The sequence below is a fragment of the Microbacterium sp. Be9 genome, from assembly GCF_011754135.1.
GTDB classification, from domain to species: Bacteria; Actinomycetota; Actinomycetes; order Actinomycetales; family Microbacteriaceae; genus Microbacterium; species Microbacterium maritypicum_A.
The window spans coordinates 420,397-438,782 of sequence record NZ_WNWT01000006.1 but is presented as its reverse complement, the minus strand read 5'-3'; the positions used below and the strand labels follow the sequence as shown (position 1 = coordinate 438,782).

Annotated in this window: 18 protein-coding genes and 1 tRNA gene; 12 read left to right on the top strand and 7 right to left on the bottom strand. The window is 67.6% G+C overall.

The features are described from left to right. Positions 1-14 precede the first annotated feature (14 nt). On the bottom strand, positions 15-1,352 hold the full coding sequence (locus tag GLO27_RS12950; protein ID WP_113681436.1) for an MFS transporter: 1,338 nt from the start codon (positions 1,350-1,352) through the stop codon (positions 15-17). A gap of 211 nt (positions 1,353-1,563) precedes the next feature. On the opposite strand from GLO27_RS12950, the gene GLO27_RS12945 reads away from it, so the two are divergent. The 3 genes from GLO27_RS12945 to GLO27_RS12935 all read left to right on the top strand — a co-directional run bounded on the left by GLO27_RS12945 (position 1,564) and on the right by GLO27_RS12935 (position 4,986). Further along, on the top strand, positions 1,564-2,472 hold the full coding sequence (locus tag GLO27_RS12945) for an Lrp/AsnC family transcriptional regulator (RefSeq protein WP_235045260.1): 909 nt from the start codon (positions 1,564-1,566) through the stop codon (positions 2,470-2,472). A 155-nt stretch (positions 2,473-2,627) separates the two neighbouring features. Continuing rightward, positions 2,628-4,034, top strand: a complete 1,407-nt coding sequence (locus GLO27_RS12940) for an MFS transporter (RefSeq protein WP_136024655.1) — start codon at positions 2,628-2,630, stop codon at positions 4,032-4,034. 34 nt (positions 4,035-4,068) lie between these two features. After that, on the top strand, positions 4,069-4,986 hold the full coding sequence (locus tag GLO27_RS12935) for a cation diffusion facilitator family transporter (RefSeq protein ID WP_167255242.1): 918 nt from the start codon (positions 4,069-4,071) through the stop codon (positions 4,984-4,986). Positions 4,987-5,018: 32 nt separating this feature from the next. On the opposite strand, the gene GLO27_RS19830 is transcribed toward GLO27_RS12935, so the two are convergent. Next, on the bottom strand, positions 5,019-5,645 hold the full coding sequence (locus GLO27_RS19830) for a MarR family winged helix-turn-helix transcriptional regulator (protein WP_318387525.1): 627 nt from the start codon (positions 5,643-5,645) through the stop codon (positions 5,019-5,021). Positions 5,646-5,764: 119 nt separating this feature from the next. On the opposite strand from GLO27_RS19830, the gene GLO27_RS12925 reads away from it, so the two are divergent. Further along, complete coding sequence (locus GLO27_RS12925) at positions 5,765-6,508, top strand: hypothetical protein (RefSeq protein ID WP_167255239.1); 744 nt, start codon at positions 5,765-5,767, stop codon at positions 6,506-6,508. 61 nt (positions 6,509-6,569) lie between these two features. Here GLO27_RS12925 and GLO27_RS12920 read toward each other — a convergent pair whose 3' ends face one another. After that, positions 6,570-7,214 (bottom strand): TetR/AcrR family transcriptional regulator, encoded by a 645-nt coding sequence (locus GLO27_RS12920; RefSeq protein WP_136024658.1) that lies wholly within the window; start codon positions 7,212-7,214, stop codon positions 6,570-6,572. A 73-nt stretch (positions 7,215-7,287) separates the two neighbouring features. Here GLO27_RS12920 and GLO27_RS12915 point away from each other — a divergent pair, with 73 nt between their 5' ends. After that, positions 7,288-8,244, top strand: coding sequence for an alpha/beta hydrolase (locus GLO27_RS12915; protein WP_167255237.1), 957 nt, complete (start codon positions 7,288-7,290; stop codon positions 8,242-8,244). After that, positions 8,183-9,214 (top strand): FUSC family protein, encoded by a 1,032-nt coding sequence (locus GLO27_RS12910; protein ID WP_040569864.1) that lies wholly within the window; start codon positions 8,183-8,185, stop codon positions 9,212-9,214. Before GLO27_RS12915 ends, GLO27_RS12910 begins: the two co-directional genes overlap by 62 nt. A gap of 14 nt (positions 9,215-9,228) precedes the next feature. Here GLO27_RS12910 and GLO27_RS12905 read toward each other — a convergent pair whose 3' ends face one another. The 3 genes from GLO27_RS12905 to GLO27_RS12895 are packed head-to-tail and all read right to left on the bottom strand — an operon-like array spanning position 9,229 to position 11,143. Beyond that, a complete protein-coding gene (locus GLO27_RS12905; RefSeq protein ID WP_040569863.1) occupies positions 9,229-9,732 on the bottom strand; it encodes a hypothetical protein in 504 nt (167 codons plus the stop codon). A 1-nt stretch (position 9,733) separates the two neighbouring features. Next, a complete protein-coding gene (gene dcd / locus GLO27_RS12900; RefSeq protein WP_021201666.1) occupies positions 9,734-10,339 on the bottom strand; it encodes a dCTP deaminase in 606 nt (201 codons plus the stop codon). Between the two features lie 9 nt (positions 10,340-10,348). After that, a complete protein-coding gene (locus GLO27_RS12895) occupies positions 10,349-11,143 on the bottom strand; it encodes an IclR family transcriptional regulator (protein ID WP_021201665.1) in 795 nt (264 codons plus the stop codon). A gap of 124 nt (positions 11,144-11,267) precedes the next feature. Between GLO27_RS12895 and GLO27_RS12890 the strand changes: the two genes are divergently transcribed. From GLO27_RS12890 to GLO27_RS12870, 5 genes are all read left to right on the top strand, one after another. Further along, positions 11,268-12,611: an MFS transporter gene (locus GLO27_RS12890; RefSeq protein ID WP_152525991.1), complete on the top strand. Its 1,344-nt coding sequence runs from the start codon at positions 11,268-11,270 to the stop codon at positions 12,609-12,611. Positions 12,612-12,640: 29 nt separating this feature from the next. Continuing rightward, positions 12,641-13,678, top strand: a complete 1,038-nt coding sequence (locus tag GLO27_RS12885) for an alcohol dehydrogenase catalytic domain-containing protein (RefSeq protein WP_167255235.1) — start codon at positions 12,641-12,643, stop codon at positions 13,676-13,678. After that, positions 13,675-14,853: an L-rhamnonate dehydratase gene (rhmD, locus tag GLO27_RS12880; protein ID WP_021201662.1), complete on the top strand. Its 1,179-nt coding sequence runs from the start codon at positions 13,675-13,677 to the stop codon at positions 14,851-14,853. The genes GLO27_RS12885 and rhmD overlap by 4 nt, the downstream gene beginning before the upstream one ends. Before the next feature lie 17 nt (positions 14,854-14,870). Next, positions 14,871-15,725 carry a fumarylacetoacetate hydrolase family protein gene (locus tag GLO27_RS12875; RefSeq protein ID WP_167255233.1) on the top strand — a complete coding sequence of 285 codons (855 nt, stop codon included), beginning with the start codon at positions 14,871-14,873 and terminating at the stop codon, positions 15,723-15,725. Between the two features lie 64 nt (positions 15,726-15,789). Further along, positions 15,790-15,863: transfer RNA gene (locus GLO27_RS12870), tRNA-Gly, on the top strand. 91 nt (positions 15,864-15,954) lie between these two features. On the opposite strand, the gene GLO27_RS12865 is transcribed toward GLO27_RS12870, so the two are convergent. Next, complete coding sequence (locus tag GLO27_RS12865; protein WP_021201660.1) at positions 15,955-17,232, bottom strand: MFS transporter; 1,278 nt, start codon at positions 17,230-17,232, stop codon at positions 15,955-15,957. 119 nt (positions 17,233-17,351) lie between these two features. Between GLO27_RS12865 and GLO27_RS19825 the strand changes: the two genes are divergently transcribed. Then, a complete protein-coding gene (locus GLO27_RS19825; protein ID WP_235045259.1) occupies positions 17,352-17,507 on the top strand; it encodes a hypothetical protein in 156 nt (51 codons plus the stop codon). The last annotated feature ends 879 nt before the right edge of the window (positions 17,508-18,386 follow it).

Here is an 18,386-nt window from a genome sequence, read left to right as displayed (position 1 = left end):
GGGTCGGTGCGCCGTCAGGGCAGGCGGTTCGCCGTCGTGTCCGTGCGTGCGGTGAAGGACGCCGTCACGGGTGCCTCGTCGGAGTGCTGCGGCGCGAGCCGCGTGCAGATCCCGGCGATGAGCGCCATGCCGATGAACATCGCGATCACCGACCAGATGCTGCCGGTCCAGGCGATGAGCTGCGTCGCGAACCAGGGCGAGAAGCCGGCCCAGACAGCCGCGCCCACGCCGTACGACAGCGCGATCGAGGTGTAGCGGGCCTGCGGACGGAACATCTGCGAGAGCAGTGCGGCGATCGGCGCATAGGTCGCGCTCATCGCGATGCGCACCAACGAGGCGAACAGGAAGATGAGCGGCTCGATGCGTCCGGGCAGGATCAGCAGGAACGGCACGAACGTGAGCACCGAGGTGATCAGGCCGATGTACATGACGTTCTTGCGGCCCCACTTGTCGCCCAGCCAGGCGACGGGGAGGGTCACGACGAACTCCACGAAGGAGGCGATCGTCATGGCGTCGAGGATGACCTGTTCACTGATCGCGACCGTGTCGCCGGTGGCGTAGGCCGTGGCGAAGGTGGTGGCCAGGTAGTAGCCGCCGGTCGAGATCGGCAGGATGCCGATGCCGAGCAGGATCGGACGCCAGTTGGTGCGCAGGGCGAAGGCCAGCGGCATCGACTGCTTGCGTCCCTCGACCTTCGCCTCGAAGACCGGCGTCTCCTCGACGCGGTAGCGCACCCAGAAGCCGACGCCGACCAGCACGATCGACAGCAGGAACGGGATGCGCCAGCCTCCGTTGATGATGAAGTCGTCGCCCATGCGGGTCATGATCGCGAAGATGCCCGAGGCGAGAAGGGCACCGGCCGGGTTGCCGAGCTGCGTGAAGCCGCCGTAGAAGGTCTTGGACTTCTCGGGGGCGTGCTCGACGCTCATGAGCACCGCGCCGCCCCACTCGCCGCCGACGGCGAGGCCCTGCACCGCACGGAGCAGGATGAGGAGGATCGGGGCGAGGATGCCGATGTTCTCGTACGTGGGCAGGCAGCCCACGAGCACCGTGGCCGCGCCCATCATCAGCAGCGTGATCACGAGCGACGTGCGCCGGCCGAGCTTGTCGCCGATGTGCCCGAAGATGATGCCACCGAGCGGGCGGACGAGGAAGGCGACAGCGAAGGTCGCGAAGGCTGCTGCGGTCTCGGCCAGTCGGTCGCCGCTCGGGAAGAACAGCGGACCGAAGACGAGCGCCGCGGCGGTCGCGTAGACGTAGAAGTCGTACCACTCGATGGTGGTACCGACGAAGGCGGCGATGCCGGCGCGGCGCGCCCGGCTGTGGGTGCCGCTGGTGGGGGTAGTGGTCATGGGGGGTGCCCGCTCCTTTGCGGAAGATGTCGGATAGCGAAGGATGCTACGGACGTGCAGCGCTGCCAGCAAGGGCAGAACTCCAGCGATAACGGGGATTCACTGGATATATGATCGCGCATCCGCACAATGCACGCCTTCCCGATGGCAAGCCTGCCTCCTACACTGAACTTGCGCACGACGAAGCGTGCGATCGCGGGAAACTGACGAAATGAGCGGAACCATGGATTTCGACGCCGAACTCATCCGCGCACTGCAGGAAGACGGCCGCGCCAGCATCCTCTCGCTCGCGCAACGGCTCGGGCAGTCCCGGGCCGCGGTCGCCGCCCGGCTGCGCACGATGCTCGCCGACCGCACCGTGCGGGTCGTGGCCGCCGTCGACCCGGTCTTCCTCGGCCAGCACGTGCTCGCCCACGTGTCGATCCGCACCGACGGGTCGGTCGAACTCGTGGCCGAGCACCTGCGCGACATGAGCGAGACCGTGCTGGTGTCGGCGGTGGGCGGGGCGCACGACGTGGTCACCGAGGTGCGCGTCGGCTCGATGTCGGAGCTGCACGACCTGTTGGCCCTGATCCGCGCGATCGACGGCGTCCTCGATATCAGCACGATCATCTACTCGACCGTGATCAAGGGCTTCTTCGTCTCGGAGTACCACGGCGGGGTCACGCTCGACACGATCGACGAGGCGCTGATCGAACAGCTGCAGGCCGATGGGCGCAAGAGCTTCCGCGCGCTGGGCGACGAGGTGCGCCTCTCCCCCTCGGCCGTCGCGACAAGGGTGCAGCGGATGATCGACGCCGGGGTGATCAAGATCAGCGCGGTGGAGGCTCGCGGGCTCGCGCACCGGCAGCTGTCGATGGGCGTCGGCATGACGCTCGGCGACGACGACGAAGCCGTGATCGACGAGCTACGACGCGGGCGCGGTGTGGATTTCGCCGCGCGCACCCTCGGCCGTTTCGACGCCGTGGCCACGCTCGTCGAGCCATCGGCCGGAGCCCTGTACGCCAGTCTGGAGCGTCTGCGCGCGCTGCCGGGAGTCACGCGCATCGAGGCCTGGCTGCACCTCGCCGTGCTCAAGGAGGACTACGCCCGCACGTTGCGCCCTCTCCGCACGGACTGAGTCGCATCCCCCACCGTCCCTCCGTTCCGGTCGCAGTTGCTGCCGCCTCCGGCGCGTTCGCGCGGCAGGAGCTGCGACCGGAACGAGCGTGACCCCGGAATATCAGTACGGCGCGCCGTCACCGGGCGTTCACCGGGGACCGCCAGACTTCGAGAATGAGCGAAACCGAGGGGCACGGCGCCGTGCCCGAGCCCGTGGCGACCGCGAACAGCGGCGCCGTGGCCGTCGTCGGCCTCGACCTGCGCGGCGAGACGCCGGCACCGAAGAAGCAGGTCTACTCCTGGGCGCTGTGGGATTGGGCGACGCAGCCCTTCAACACCGTCATCCTGACGTTCATCTTCACGGCGCTGTACCTGACGACCGACGCATTCCTCCCCGCCGACGTCGCCGCCCTCGACCCGAACAGCCGGGCGCACGAGGCGGCCATCGCCGATCTCACCTCAGGCCTGGGACTCGGCTCCACCATCGCGGCCTTCGCGATCCTGCTCCTCGCACCGGTGCTCGGTCAGCGCGCCGACGCGGCGGGACGGCAGAAGCTCTGGCTCGGCATAGGCACGGGCGCGCTCATCCTGTGCATGTTCGGGCTCTGGTTCGTCGAGCCCACCCCCACGCTCTTCTGGCTCGGCGTGGCACTGATCTCGGCCGGCTCGGTGTTCGGCGAGATCGCGGCGGTCAACTCGAATGCCATGCTGATCGGCATCGCGAACCCCAAGACCGTGGGGCGCATCTCGGGACTCGGCTGGGGGTTCGGCTACCTCGGCGGCATCATCGCCCTGGTCATCGTGATCGTCTTCTACATGATGGACTGGTTCGGCCTCCCCTCCGACGGCGGACTGCCGTTCCGCATCATCGCGGTCGGCTGCGCGGTCTGGGCGATCGTGTTCAGCATCCCGATCTTCTTGAACGTGCCGGAGCCCTCCCTCGGCCGCCCCGAGCGCAAGGTCGGCTTCTTCGCCTCCTACGGCCTGCTGGTCAAGGACGTCATCGGCCTCTACCGCTCCCCCGAGACGCGGCCGACGTTCTGGTTCCTGCTCGCGAGCGCCGTGTTCCGCGATGGGTTGGGCGGCGTCTTCGCGTTCGGCGCCGTGATCGGGTCGACGGTCTTCCACTTCGCCTTCCTCGACATCGTGATCTTCGGCATCGCCGCCAACCTCATCGCGGGCATCTCCACGATCATCGCCGGACGCTTCGACGACCGGTTCGGCCCCAAGCGGATCATCCTGCTGTCGCTCGGCTCGATGGTGGTCGCCGGTCTCGGCGTGTTCTTCCTGCGCGACGGCGGGACCATCGTCTTCTGGATCGGCGGACTCATCCTCTGCGCCTTCGTCGGTCCCGCACAGGCCTCCGCCCGCTCCTTCCTCGCGAGGGTCACCCCGGCCGGACGCGAGGGTGAGATCTTCGGGCTGTACGCCACGACCGGTCGGGCCGCGAGCTGGATGGCCTCCGGCGCGTGGACGCTCCTGATCGTGCTCACCGCCCAGACGGCGTTCGGCATCCTCGGCATCGTGATCGTCCTGATCGCGGGCTTCCTGCTCCTGCTGCCGGTGAAAGCGCCGCGCTGACGCCCGTGTCGCGTGGCGGGAGTAGCCTGACCGCGTGACCGTGTTCCTCGCCTTCCTCGCCAACATCCTCGTCGCGGTGGCGAAGACCGTCGCCGCGATCATCACCTCGTCGGCATCGATGGTCGCCGAGGCCGCGCACTCATGGGCGGACGCGGGGAACGAGGTGTTCCTCCTCATCGCCGACCGCCGTGGAGCGAAGGCGAAGGATGCGCGGCATCCGCTCGGCTACGGGCGCAACGCTTTCGTATGGTCGTTGATCGCCGCGTTCGGGATCTTCACGGCCGGATCGATCGTGTCGATCATGCACGGCATCCAGGAGCTCTCCGACACCGGTCCGGTGGAGAGCCCGATGGTGGCCTACATCGTGCTGGGGATCTCGTTCGTGCTCGAGGGTGCGTCGTTCACCCAGGCGATGGTGAAGTCCCGCCGACTCGCGAAGGAGCGCGGTTCGTCGACCTGGGACTTCGTGTTGGAGACGAGCGACACCACGCTGCGAGCCGTGTTCTTCGAGGATTCGGCGGCGCTCATCGGCCTGGTCCTGGCAGGAGGCTCGATCCTCCTGCACCAGATCACCGGCGTCGCCGCCTGGGATGCCATCGGCTCGATCCTGGTCGGTGTGCTCCTCGGCGTGGTGGCGATCATCCTCATCCGCCGGAACATCGCGTTCCTCGTGGGCGCGACGGCCGCACCCGAGCTGAGGGCGCGTGTGGGGAAGGCGCTGCTCGGCCTGCCGCAGATCGAGCGGGTGACCTACCTGCACATCGAATACGTGGGGCCGAACCGCCTCTTCATCGTCGCCGAGGTCGACCTGGCCGGCGATGCGCGTGAGCACGATGTGGCGCGGCGACTGCGTGATCTGGAACAGCGGATCGAGGAGCACGAAGCCGTCGAGACCGCTGTGCTGTCGCTGTCGGTCGACGACGAGCCGTCGGCGGAGTTCGCTTCGGCTTAGGCAGACCCCGCAGCGCGGGCCGAGCCCTGCGCTCAGCGCTGCCAGTTGTCGGCGAGCTTGTTCAGCAGTCGGGCGAGCTCGATGCGCTCGTCGTCGGTGAACGAGGTGAGCGCGGTCGTCAGCATCTCGCGACGCTCCCCCCGCATGCCGCGGGCGAGGCGTCGGCCCTCGTCGGTCAGGGCGATGCGCGTGCGACGTGCGTCGTCGGGGTCGGCCTCACGGCGCACGAACCCTCGCTCCACGCCCTGCTGCACCAGGCGGGAAGCGCGCGGCTGGTCGACGCCGATCGCCGCACCGAGGTCGCTCACGCTCAGCGGGGCGGATGCCGCGGCCAGCGCCTCCAGCATGCGCATGCGGGCCGGGCCGCCGAGCCGACCGGACGGGTCGGCCATCCACGGAGGCATCCCCGGGTGGCCGCGGTGATGCGCGAAGTGTTCGTGGGGGTCGTCGCCGTCGTGCCCACCGTCACGGTCACCGTGCGGGCCGCCGTGCCAGCCGTGGGGGCCGCCGTGACCGCGACCGCGGCCGTCCGCTCCTCTTCCCCCGGGACCCCGCTCGCCGGGTCGCCGACCACGCAGGCGGGACAACGCCTGCGCGATGGCTTCGGCGGGATCCGGTGCGGCGTCGTTCGGTGCGGCGTCGTTCGATTCGGTGGTCACCATTCGATTTTACATGCGACTTGACATGCATTGAGAGTTCATGTCACACTACATGTACATGCACTGTGACATACACATGCACACTGACATCAAATCGACACCGACAAAAAGGACTTCCCATGAACACCTCTGAATCACAGAACGGGCCCGCGCAGGGCCCCGAGAACACCGACCGCCCCTTCGGCTACTGGCTGAAGGCCGCCGACCGCCTCATGGCGGCCGAGTTCGCCACCGCCTTCGACAGCGAGCATGCGAGTCGTCGCGACTGGCGCCTCCTCAACATCGTCGACGGCACCGTCGCATCCGACCGTCCGCTGAGCGGCCACAAGATGCACAGACTCGTCGAGCGCGGCTGGGTCTCCCCCGAGGGAGACGGCTGGACGCTCACCGACGACGGCCGCGCAGCGAAGGAACGCCTCGGCGCCATCGTCGACGAGATCCGCGCGAAGGTCAGCGATGCCGTCTCCCCCGAGGAGATGGCCACCACGCTGGCGTCGCTCGAGAAGATCGCCCGCGCATTCGGATGGGACGAGGAGACCCCTCTCCCCCGCGGACGCCGACACGGCTTCGGCGGCCCGCGCCACGGACGCGGTTTCCCGCGCGGATTCGGACGCCCGTTCGGGCGCGGATTCGGCCCCGGACACGGCTTCGGCGCGGATGCGGATGCCGAGCACGGATGCCGCCACGGCGAGCCCGGCGCCGGTCACCGCGGTCGCGGACACGGACACCCGGGTCACGGCGACCACGGCGACCACGGCGACCACGGTCACCGCGGACACGGTCCGCACCGTGCGGAGCGCATCGCTCAGCACGCGTTCGAGCGCGGTTTCGACGCGGGCTTCACCCGCGGTCGCGACGCCTGACCGCGAGAAGAACGTCCGCGAAGCGCCTCACCCGACCCATCGGGTGGGGCGTTTCGCGTCCTCAGAGCTCGAGCAGAGCGATGGCCGACTCGTCGGCACCCGCCGCGCGCAGCCGGGCACGCATCGCCGCGGCGGCGAGCGCATACGGTCGCGCGTCGTCCAACAGCAGTGAGCGCGAGTTGGCCTCTTCATTCAGGGCGACCAGCTCGAACGCGAGCACCTCGGGGTCGGCATCGACCTCGCCCGCGTCCGCCGCGTGACGCAGCTGCGCCTCGACATAGCCGTACCAGTCGACCAGCGCCGCGCGTACGGCATCGCTCACCGGTCCGGATTTCGAGTCGACGTCGGCGGCGGTCGCGGCGAAGAAGCACCCGCCGGTGAAGACACGGTCCTTCGAGTACGTCAGCGAGTTGCGCAGCAGCGCGGCGAGACGGTGCACCCCGCGGGGGTATGCGCGCGCCGGCTCGACGATCCGGGCCGTGAAGATCTCGCGGGCAGCGGCGACCGTCGCCAGCTGCAGTCCCTCTTTGCTCTGGAAGAGCGTGGCGATGCTGCTCTTGCTCGACCCCGAGGCTTCGGCGAGGCGGCCGATCGTCAGCCCGTCGAGGCCCTCGACCGACGCGAGGTCGGTCGCGCTCTGCAGCACGATGCGTCGCGACGCATCGCCGCGGGCTCTCCGCCCGTCCACGACCGCACTCTCCACCATCCGCCTAGTATACGAACGATCGTTCGCCTAATATACGTATGATCGTTCGTATTGTTCTGGCGAAGGAGCTCTCATGCCGTCCGTTCCCGCGCTGCTCGCCCGCAGCATCCATACCGCCGCCGCGGTCTCGCCCCGGATCGCGGGCGACATCGCCTACCGCCTGTTCTTCACGACGACTCCGCGGATGGCGGTGCGCGAGGCGGATGCCCCCACCCACGCCGACGCGCGCCGCGGAGGAATCACCGTGGGCGGCGTCGACGTCGCCACGTACGAATGGGGCGCCGGGCCACGAACCCTCCTGCTCCTGCACGGATGGCGCGGGCGGGCCTCGCAGTTCGCACCGCTCGTGCGAGAGCTCGTCGCCGAAGGGTTCCGTGTCATCGCGTTCGACGCCCCGGCCCACGGCGCCTCGCCCGGGCGGGGCACCGACATCCGGGACTGGATCGATGCCGCCGAGCAGCTGCAGACCGACCACGGACCGTTCGACGCGATCATCGGACACTCGCTCGGCGCCTTGGCCGCACTGACCATCGCGCGGTCGACCGTTCCCACTCCGGCGGTCGTCGCGATCGCCGGAGCCGCGAGTCCCGACGCCTTCGTCGCCCGGTTCGCCGACGACCTCCGCCTCGACGACGCCACGACGGCGCGCCTCTCCGAGCGGTTCCGTCGGAGGCTCGGCATGGATCGGTCCGAGGTGTCAGCGCGCTATGACGCCGCCCGTCATCCGCTCCCTGCCGGCACCGCACTCCTCGTCGTGCACGACCGTGACGACCGGCGCATGCCCGACCACGATTCCCTCCGGTTGCACGATGTCCACGGCGACCGCTCGCGCCTCGTCCGCACCGAGGGTCTCGGCCACACGCGGGTGCTGTCGGCGGATGCCACGCTCGATGCGGTCGTCGCCCTTGTCACGGGCGCATACCCCCTGACCGCGTCGAAGGATTCCGAGGGCGACGTAGGCTGGATCGGTGGCGGATTCCCGGGGAAGAGTGTGGACCGGCGTTCTGCGCGTCGAACCGCACCGCGGTGACCACCGGGTGGCGCTGCGCGCCGCGGTCAGTGTGGCGGTGCCGCTGCTCGTGCTGTGGATGCTGGGACGCCTCGACCTGAGCATCTACGCGAGCTTCGGGGCCTTCGCCGCGCTCTACGGGCGCCACGACGTGTTCCGTGATCGCATTCGGATGCAGGCCAGCGCGGGTGGTGTGATCCTCGCCTCGATGCTCATCGGTACCGCGCTGTCGGTGCTCACCGCTCCCGCCGCGGTCAGCATCCTCGTCGTCGCGGTCATCGCCTCCGCCGTCACCCTGCTCGCCTACACGATGCGGTGGCATCCGCCGGGGCCGCTGTTCCCGGTGTTCGCGGTCGGGGCGTGCGCCACGATCCCGGCCACCGCCGCCTCGTTCGGCGACGTGCTCGTGGTCGGCGGGCCGAGCGTGCTGTTCGGGCTGGCCATCACCGCGCTGGTCGGCATCTTCACGCGCAGCACCGCGGATGTGGCGCTGAAAGCCCGGCAGCCTGTCGGTCCCATCGCCGGGGAGATGGCGGTGTCGGTCGGCATCGCGATCGTGGGTGCGGGCTTCGCCGGTCTGCTGATCATGGATTCGCACTGGTACTGGGCGGCCGTCGGCGCGGTCGCCGCGGTCAGCGGGCCGCAGCTGAATGCCCGGGTGATCCGCGGCATCCAGCGCCTCGTCGGCACCCTGCTCGGCGTCCTGGTCGCAGCAGGCATCCTCGCCATCGACCTGCCGCCGCTCGCCGTCATCGCCCTCGTGGTCGTGCTGCAGGCCGCCGCCGAACTGTTCGTCGGCCGCAACTACGGCATCGCGATGGTGTTCATCACCCCGCTCGCACTGCTCATGGTGCACCTCGCCGCGCCGACACCGGTCGACATGCTGCTGCAGGACCGCGCGATCGAGACCGTGATCGGCGTGGCTGTGGGCACTCTGGTCGCCGTGGCGTCGGCGGCCCTCCGGCGCCGGCAGCTGCCGAAGCGGGCCTGAACCTCAGGCGACGCCTACGCGATCGACGCGAACGAGATCGATGCCGCGAGATCGACACCGGCGACGTCTGCGCCCGCGAATGGGAAGGTCGTGGTGTTCAGCAGGTATACGCCCACGATGATCGCGGCGACGAAGAGCAAGAACAGGAAGGCGAAGATCACGACAGTGAGCACGCGGTAGCCGCCCGATGTCGGAACCTCCGGGGCGACGGAGGGCAGCGCCCAGTCGTCGGCGACCGCGGCGGGCGGCTCCCCCTCGAGGATGGCCGGAGTCGGACGCGGACGGTCGGAACCACGACGCGTCGCGGGCGGAGGCGGCGGGATCACCGCGTCGGACGCGGATACGTCGGAGGGGATGTCCGCGGGTGGCGGGGTCAGCAGACCCTCCGGGATCGGGATCTCGGGTGGGGGCGGCGGGATGACGACGTCGGCGGGCGGGATCAGCGGCTCGTCCGGGAGGGCGCCCGGCTCGTCCGGGACGACCGGCTCTTCCGGGGGTGTGCCGCTGACATCGCTCATCTCAGCCTCCGACTGCTCCGATGTCGGTCGTGCCGACATCCGTCCGATGGAAGTTCTGGAACGACCGGGAGGCGGTCGGTCCGCGCTGACCCTGGTACCGGTTTCCGTAGGGGCCGGAGCCGTACGGGTTCTCAGCGGGCGAGGTGAGGCGGAAGAAGCAGAGCTGGCCGATCTTCATCCCCGGCCACAGCTTGATGGGAAGGGTCGCGACGTTCGCGAGTTCGAGCGTGACGTGCCCGGTGAACCCCGGGTCGATGAACCCCGCGGTCGAGTGGGTGATGAGCCCGAGGCGCCCGAGGGACGACTTGCCCTCGAGACGTGCCGCGATGTCGTCGGGCAGCGTGACCTGCTCGAACGTCGCCCCGAGCGCGAACTCGCCGGGGTGCAGGATGAACGGCTCGTCGGGGTCGACCTCGATCAGGCGCGTGAGCTCCGGCTGGTCGACCGAAGGATCGATGAACGGATACTTGTGGTTGTCGAACAGCCGGAAGTACCGGTCCAAGCGCACGTCGATGCTCGACGGCTGGATCATCCCGTCTTCGCGCGGTTCGAGGCCGATGCGGCCGGATGCGAGTTCTGCCTTGATGTCGCGGTCGCTGAGAAGCACGGGTTCAGCCTAGTTGCCGGGAGCGAGACCGTGGAGGCGCATCCCGGTTCGAATGCGCAGCACGGTACGTCGAAGAGGTTCCACCATCGAGTGCGGCCATCGTTCGTCAGTGCGACTGGTCGGCATCGTGATGCTCACCGCAGCGGCGACGCCCGTCTCCTCGGGCCACGTCAGCGGCATCGCCACGCATCTGCAGCCCTCGATGAACTCCTCATCATCCACGAAGTAGCCCACATCACGCCCTTTCTCGATGACGGCGAGGATGTCGTCGGGGTCGGTGATCGTCCGGGCCGTGAGCCGCGGGATCGCGACCTGATGCAGGCGGTGGATCACGTCGTCGTCGCCGAGCGTGCTCAGCAGAGCCTTCCCGATGCCGGTTGCGTGCGCATGGAGGCGCATGCCCACACTCGACGCCAGGCGCATGGGGTTCGGCGAAGGACTGATCGCGATATAGACGTTCTCCACGCCGTCCAGCCGCGCCATCTGCACGGTTTCTCCCGTCTCGTCGGTGAGCGCACGCATGAGCGCTGGCCCCGATTCGAGAAGCAGACTGTGCCCGTCGTATCGCTGCCCGATCTGCCAGGCCTTGAGCCCCAGCGAGTACCGCTTGCTCGACACGTCGTATTCGACCCACCCCGCGGCGACCAGCGTGCGGAGCAGCCCATGCGCGCTCGACCGCGGCAATCCCAGTTCAGCGAGGAGCGCAGGGAAGGTCTGACCCTCGGTCGTCGCAAGGTGCTCGATGATCTCCAGAGCCCGACCGGCGGATTTCACGGCAAGGGGGGCCTGCGCGGTGTCCGTCATATCTCCCTCGATGGCTGCGTTGTGTCCGACGCGAACGTGTGCCACACTATCGCGCGTTCAGGTCTGAGACATCTCGTTCATATACGTGAACGCATTGGATTCCCTCGTCAATGGAGATGCCCTGATGTCCACCCCGTCCTCCGTGCGGCCCGAACTGGCCGCCATCGTCCGCAAGGTCACGCTCCGGCTGATCCCGATCCTGCTCCTGATGTACATCCTCGCCTTCCTCGACCGAGCCAACCTCGGATTCGCCAAGGCGGCCTGGCAAGCCGATACCGGGATCTCGGATGCCGCCTACGCCCTCGGCGCCGGCATCTTCTTCCTCGGCTATGCCCTCTTCGAGGTGCCGTCGAACCTCATCATGCGCAAGGTCGGAGCCAAGATCTGGCTCGCTCGCATCATGATCTCCTGGGGCATCGTGTCCTCATTGATGGTGTTCGCCACGAACGAGTGGATCTTCTACGGGCTGCGGGTTCTCCTCGGCATCACCGAGGCCGGGTTCTTCCCCGGTGTCATCCTGTTCCTCACGTATTGGGTACCGCTGCAGTTCCGCGCGCGCGTCAATGGACTCTTCTACTTCGGCGCACCTCTCGCGTTCATCTTCGGTGGACCGCTGTCCGGCATGCTGCTCGACCTGGACGACAAGGTCGGCATCCACGGCTGGCAGCTGATGTTCCTGGTGACCGGCATCCTCACCGTGCTCGTCGGCGTCGTCGCCTTCTTCTACCTCGATAACGGCCCGAAGGACGCGAAGTGGCTGCGTGAAAGCGAGCGCTCGAGCCTGCTGGCCGCCCTCGAGGCAGAGGATTCCGCCAAGGAGAACCACTCGCCACGGGGCGCTCTGCGCGCGCTCGGGAACCCGATCGTGCTCTACTTCGCCGCGATCTACCTGACGATCCAGATGAGCGTCTACGGCGTGACCTTCTACCTGCCCACTCAGATCGCCACGATCGTCGGCAAACCCGTCGGCCTCGAGGTGGGCCTGCTGACAGCCGTGCCATGGACGTTCGCGCTCATCGTCACCTTCATGCTCTCCCGGCTCGCGGACAGCACCGGCCAGCGTCGCCTCATCGCGACGTGCGCACTCGCCGCCGCGGGGGTCGGGATCGTCCTGTCCGCCGTGATCCAGGATCCGCTCATCGCGCTGGCGGCTCTGAGCGTCGGCGCCGCGGGATTCATCTCGGTGCAGCCGGTGTTCTGGACGCTGCCGACCTCGTTCCTCCTCGGAGCTGCCGCGGCGAGCGGCATCGCGCTCATCAACTCGCTCGGCAGTCTCGGCGGCTTCCTCGCGCCGATTCTCAAGAACTGGGCCGACGCCACTTTCGGCGACAACGCAGGACTCATCATCTTGGCCATCATCGCGTTGTCCGGCGCCGCCCTCATCGCCCTGAGCCGGGTCGTGAGCCCCGCCGTTCGCGAGACGGACGGCATCGGACTCACCACAACCACCACAGCCCGCCCACGCTGACCGCGTCCGGCAGAAAAGGAGACACCCTCATGCGCGAGCTCATCCTCACCGAGATCGGACGCCTCGAGGTCCACGAAGCCCCGATCCCGACCCCGGGCCCCGACGAAGTGCTCATCCGCGTGGTGGCGACCGGGATCTGCGGATCCGACGTCCACGGGTACACCGGAGAGAATGGCCGACGCTTTCCCGGCCAGGTGATGGGGCACGAGTCCAGCGGGACGATCGCCGCCACCGGGGCGGAGGTGGACGGTCTCGCCGAGGGCACCCCGGTGACCTTCAATCCGGTCGTCGTTCCGGCCGCGGATGCGGCTGCCTTCGCCGGGCGCGAGCAGCACCATCCCGGCAAGCACGTCATCGGGGTGGCGCGGGACGTCCCCGCTGCGTTCGCGGACTACGTCGTCGTGCCCGGACGCAACGTGGTCGCACTGCCCGATGGTCTGCCGATCGAACTGGGCGCACTGATCGAGCCGCTCGCCGTGGCCGTGCACGCCGTGCGCCGCCTCCCTGCCGGACGCCTCGGCCGGGTGCTCGTTATCGGCGGCGGCCCGATCGGGCAATCGATCGTGATCGCGCTGCGTGATGCGGGCGCGGGGACGGTGTTCGTGAGCGAGATGGACGCCGCTCGCCGCGAGCTCGTCCAGCACCTCGGGGCCGAGACCATAGATCCCGCTGATGGTCCGATCGCCGACCAGCTCCGGGCGCGTGGAGGCCTCGTCGATGCTGCTCTGGACGCGGTGGGAATCACTCCTACGCTGCGTGACGCGTTGACCAGCACGACCCTCGGAGCGCCGATCTGCCTGGTCGGGATGGGCGCCCCGCAGGTGAGCATCGACGCTTTTCTCGTCAGCACCGAGGAGAGATCGCTCATCGGCAGCTTCACGTATGGATCAGATGACTTCACCGACGCCACCGAGATCATCGGCGCCGAACCGGAGGTCTATCGAGCGCTGATCAGCCGCGAGATCGACGTCTCCGCCGCCGACGACGCCTTCACCGCCCTCGCAGCGGGCGACGGCACCCCGGGCAAGGTCCTTGTCCGGTTCGACCGAGAGAAAACGACACGATGACCGGCACTCCCACCATCCGCGAGGTCCGCGCCTACACCGTCCGCGGCGGTGGGGCGGACTACCACGACCAAGAAGCCGACCACTGGATCGACGATCACATCGCGACTCCCATGAGCGTCTACCCGGAGTATCGGCAGTCGCGCCAGAGTTTCGGGCTCAACGTGCTGGGCACCCTGGTGGTAGAGATCGAGGCCAGCGACGGCACGGTCGGGTTCTCTGTGACGACCGCGGGCGAGATCGGCGCATTCATCGTGGAGAAACACCTCGCTCGATTCCTCGAGGGTCGGAAGATCACCGACATCGAACGCATCTGGGATCAGATGTACAAGTCGACCTTGTATTACGGGCGTCGAGGCGTGGTCCTGAACGCGATCAGCGGCGTCGATCTCGCCCTCTACGACCTGCTGGGCCGGGTACGGCAGGTTCCGGTGTTCGAGTTGCTGGGTGGCTCGGTGCGCGACGAGCTCCAGTTCTACGCCACGGGCGCGCGCCCCGATCGTGCGAAGGAGCTCGGGTTCATCGGTGGGAAGATGCCGCTCCACCACGGCCCTGCCGAGGGCGAGGAAGGGATGCGGAAGAACATCGCTCTGCTGGCCGAGATGCGGGAGAGGGTCGGCGATGACTTCTGGCTGATGTACGACTGCTGGATGTCGCTCGACGTCGACTACGCGACGCGCCTCGCCCATGCCGCTGCCGACTACGGCCTCAAATGGATCGAGGAGGCGCTCATCCCCGACGACTATTGGGGATACGCAGAACTGCGCAAGCGGGCACCGGCGTCGATGTTGATCACGACCGGCGAACACGAGGCCACTCGCTGGGGGTTCCGACAGCTGCTCGAGACCGGCGTCGATCTGATCCAGCCCGACGTGGGATGGTGCGGCGGCATCACCGAGCTACTGAAGATCTCCGCCCTCGCCGACGCCCACGGCACCATGGTCGTTCCACACGGCTCATCCGTGTACTCGTACCACTTCGTCGTGACGCGGACGAACAGCCCATTCGCCGAGTTCCTCATGATGCATCCGACCGCCGAGGAGATCGTCCCGATGTTCTCTCCGATGCTCGTCGGCGAGCCCGTTCCGGTGAAGGGCCGGCTCAAGGTTCCGGAGACTCCCGGCTTCGGTGTCGAGCTCTCCGACACGATCGACAAGCACCGCCCCTACACACACTGAACCTGGAGACACGACACATGGAATTCCTCCGACTCGGGGCGGCCGGCGCCGAACGACCCGCCGTGCGCCAGGACGGCCGCGTCCACGATCTCACCGTCCTTACTGAAGACATCGATGGCGCCTTCCTCGCTCGCGACGGGATAGCCCGTACCCGTGAAGCCCTCGCTGCCGGCGCTCTCCCCGAACTCGACGGTGCTGCGGCGCTGCGGGTCGGCCCACCGATCGCCCGTCCGATGGCGGTGCTGTGCATCGGGCAGAACTATGCCGCTCATGCGGCCGAGTCGGGCGATGCTCCGCCTGTCGTGCCGATCCTCTTCCACAAGCACCCCAACACGATCATCGGAGCATTCGACGACGTGATGATTCCGCCCGGCGCGGAGAAGGTGGACTGGGAGGTGGAACTCGGTGTGGTGATCGGCACCCGGGCGCGATACCTCGAGAGCCCGGAACAGGCACTCGCACACGTGGCCGGATACGTCGTCTCGCACGATGTCTCCGAACGCGCGTTCCAGGTCGAGCAGTCCGGCGGGCAGTGGTCGAAGGGAAAGAACGCGGAGACCTTCAATCCGCTCGGCCCGGCTCTCGTGCCCGCAGACGAGGTCGACCCGCAGGCACTGCGACTCTGGTCGACCGTGAACGGCGAACCCCGTCAGGACTCGAACACCGCAGACATGATCTTCACCGTGGCGCAGATCGTGCACCACTTGTCGCAGTACCTCGTGCTCGAACCGGGCGACTTGATCAATACGGGCACGCCACAGGGCGTCGCGCTGTCGGGCCGCTACCCATACCTCCGCTCCGGGGACGTCGTCGAGATCGGCATCGAAGCGCTCGGGCGACAGCGGCAGCGCCTGGTCGACACGCGACTCTGAGCCGGGCTTTGGCCAACGCCCGAGACACAGGTAGGCTTGCCCTCACCTGCTCTCGGGCGGGTACGGGGCTGTAGTTCAATGGTAGAACTTCTGCTTCCCAAGCAGACAGCGCGGGTTCGATTCCCGTCAGCCCCTCCACACAGCTATCCCCCGTTTCGCGGTGCTTTCGACCGCCACATTCTCGCGACTCCGTGGCGCCTTTGGCGTGTTCCGTGCCAGAGACGTGCACTCAGTCCGTTCCCTTGGTAGCCGAAGACGCTGGATTCTCGACCTGACCAGGATTCGGCACCGGCACGACAGTTCGTATAGGGCTACAGACGAACACGATCGCAAACGCTATGTATCCGACGGCGAGCACGACCAACGCGCTGCGTGTGCCCAGGAGCTCGGCCATCGCACCGCCCAAGACGGCTCCGACCGGGATCGTCGCAGCGTTCAACACTTGAGAGACGGAGCTGACTCTCCCCTGGAGATGCGGCGGCGTGAAATGTAGCCGGAGCGTCATGAGCGCCACGCCGCCGAGCGCGATTCCGAAGCTCACCGTGAACACACCGACAGCGAACAGCGCGACGGACGAGCCCGATTGCGTCGCAGGCAACAGCAACGACGAGGGAGCGGTGAAGACGAACGCAAAGGTCGCCACCTTGCCGAGCCCATAGCGGCTGATGAGTCTCCCACTGACGAGCGCCGCAGTCAGCCCGCCGACACCGCCCGCGGTAAGGACGAATCCGATGGTGTCCGAAGCGACACCAAGGTCTCGCGAGAGGTACAGGATATCTAGTGCACCGCTGGCGGAGAGAAGCAGGTTGGCGGTCGCGGCGCCCATAGTGATCCACATCAGAATTCGGCTTGAGCGCAGGGCTCCCAACCCCTCGCCGATCTCAATCGTGAGTCGCCGTCGGGGTGGCGGCGGCGGAGCGGCCTGACCGACGATCGTCAGGAGCGCCACAGCGCAGATGAGAAAGCAACCCGCGGTGATGAACAGCGTGTTGGAGGCGCCGATCAGCGCGACCAGGAGACCACCAACGGCCGGCCCTACTACCCGGGCCGCCGAGCGCCCCGCCTGCATCGACCCCGTCGCCGATGCATAGTCGTTCGACGGAACAACCTGGCGCAGATACGGCGTGAAGGCTGATTGGGACATCGCGGTGAACACTCCCGTCGTGAAGGCAAGCGCCAACAGCACGGGGAGCGTCAGCAGCTCGAGCTGCGCTGCCACAGGGACGGCGCTGAGGCTCGCCACCCGACCAAAGTTCGCCGTTACGAGGATCATGCGGCAGCGTTGCTGGCTTCGATCGACCAGGGCGCCCAGAAGGAGGCCGAGGATCGCAGCAGGCAACCACTGGAGCGCTTCGAGCAGTCCGACGACGAATGCGGACGCCTGCAGCTGCTCGATCGCGATCAGCGGCAGCGCAACGACAGCGACCATCGTGCCTGCCGCACTGACAGTTTCTGCGACGAGGAACGTGGTGAACGGCTTACCGAGCGTGCGGAACCCCGTGGTCATCCGGCGTTCCGCTCAGAGCTGTGGGGTGTGTGTTCACCGGTGACCTGGCCGTTGCGACGCTTATGCCATTCACGGATTTGCGCGTCACTGTCTTCGCTCGAGAATGAGACGAAGTCGCTGTGAAGCGACCCCGTGCTTTGGCCGATTCGGTCACGGATCACGGCTTCCGGCACGCCGCCCGCTACCAGATCGGCAACGTGCGCGCGCCGGAGATCGGTGAGGTGAACGTCAACCCCCGCCGTGGCGCAGTACTGCGCCCACCGATGCTGAACTGATTGGTAGCGCAACGGCGTGTCACGGCCCGACGCGGTGAATAGGGGGCCCGAGGACACTGCCAGAAAGCGCAAGTGATTGGTCAGCCTCAGCAGAACGTCTCGATTGTCCACGAGCACACGCCTGCGTTTGCCGCCCCACCCTGTCACGTAAAGGGATGCGGATGCTTCCTCAAAGTCCTGCACCTGCAGAGCTAACACTTCACCAGGCCGGAGTCCGAGGTGAGCAAGCAATCCGAACACCAACTGGTCTCGGTCTGCATAGTGAGGCATCGCTGCGAACACGGCATCGATCTCCGTCCTGAGGTTCCGGGAGGAGCGACGCGGCGGCTCTTCGGCGCGCGCCCGTTCGCGGCCTCCATGAGGAGGCAGGAGGTCCGCTCGCCCGCAATCGCGGAGAAGCCCTCGCAAAGCGGACAGTCGCCGTGCACGTGTGGCGATGGCTTGAGCCGTCGGCCAGGCCAGATACTCGCTCACCACGTCACCATCGATCCCGCCTCCGTGCTCGGCGGCAATTCTGACCAAGACCCTTAGGTCTGTCTCATAGCCACGTATCGTGCTCGGCCGGCGCCCCACACGGCGCAGTTCCTCCATGTACGAACTAAGCGCTTCTTCCGCCTCCATACTGCGACAATATCGATTGACACAGTTTTTTGGGAAGGCGACCTTCGATGGTCAAGGCCGACCGGCCCTCGGTGACGGGCGGAACGATCGAGGTCTTGGCTCGAAGGAGTCTCGATGCGCGAAGGACTTCGCTACCGAGGAGATGACCCTCCGCGTCGAAGTCGAGGATGATCTCGCCCTCTCCGCGCGGGGGCACGGATGCGGACGCACTGCGCACAGTTCTGACGACATGCTGTCTTCCGCACCACGTTGTCTTCC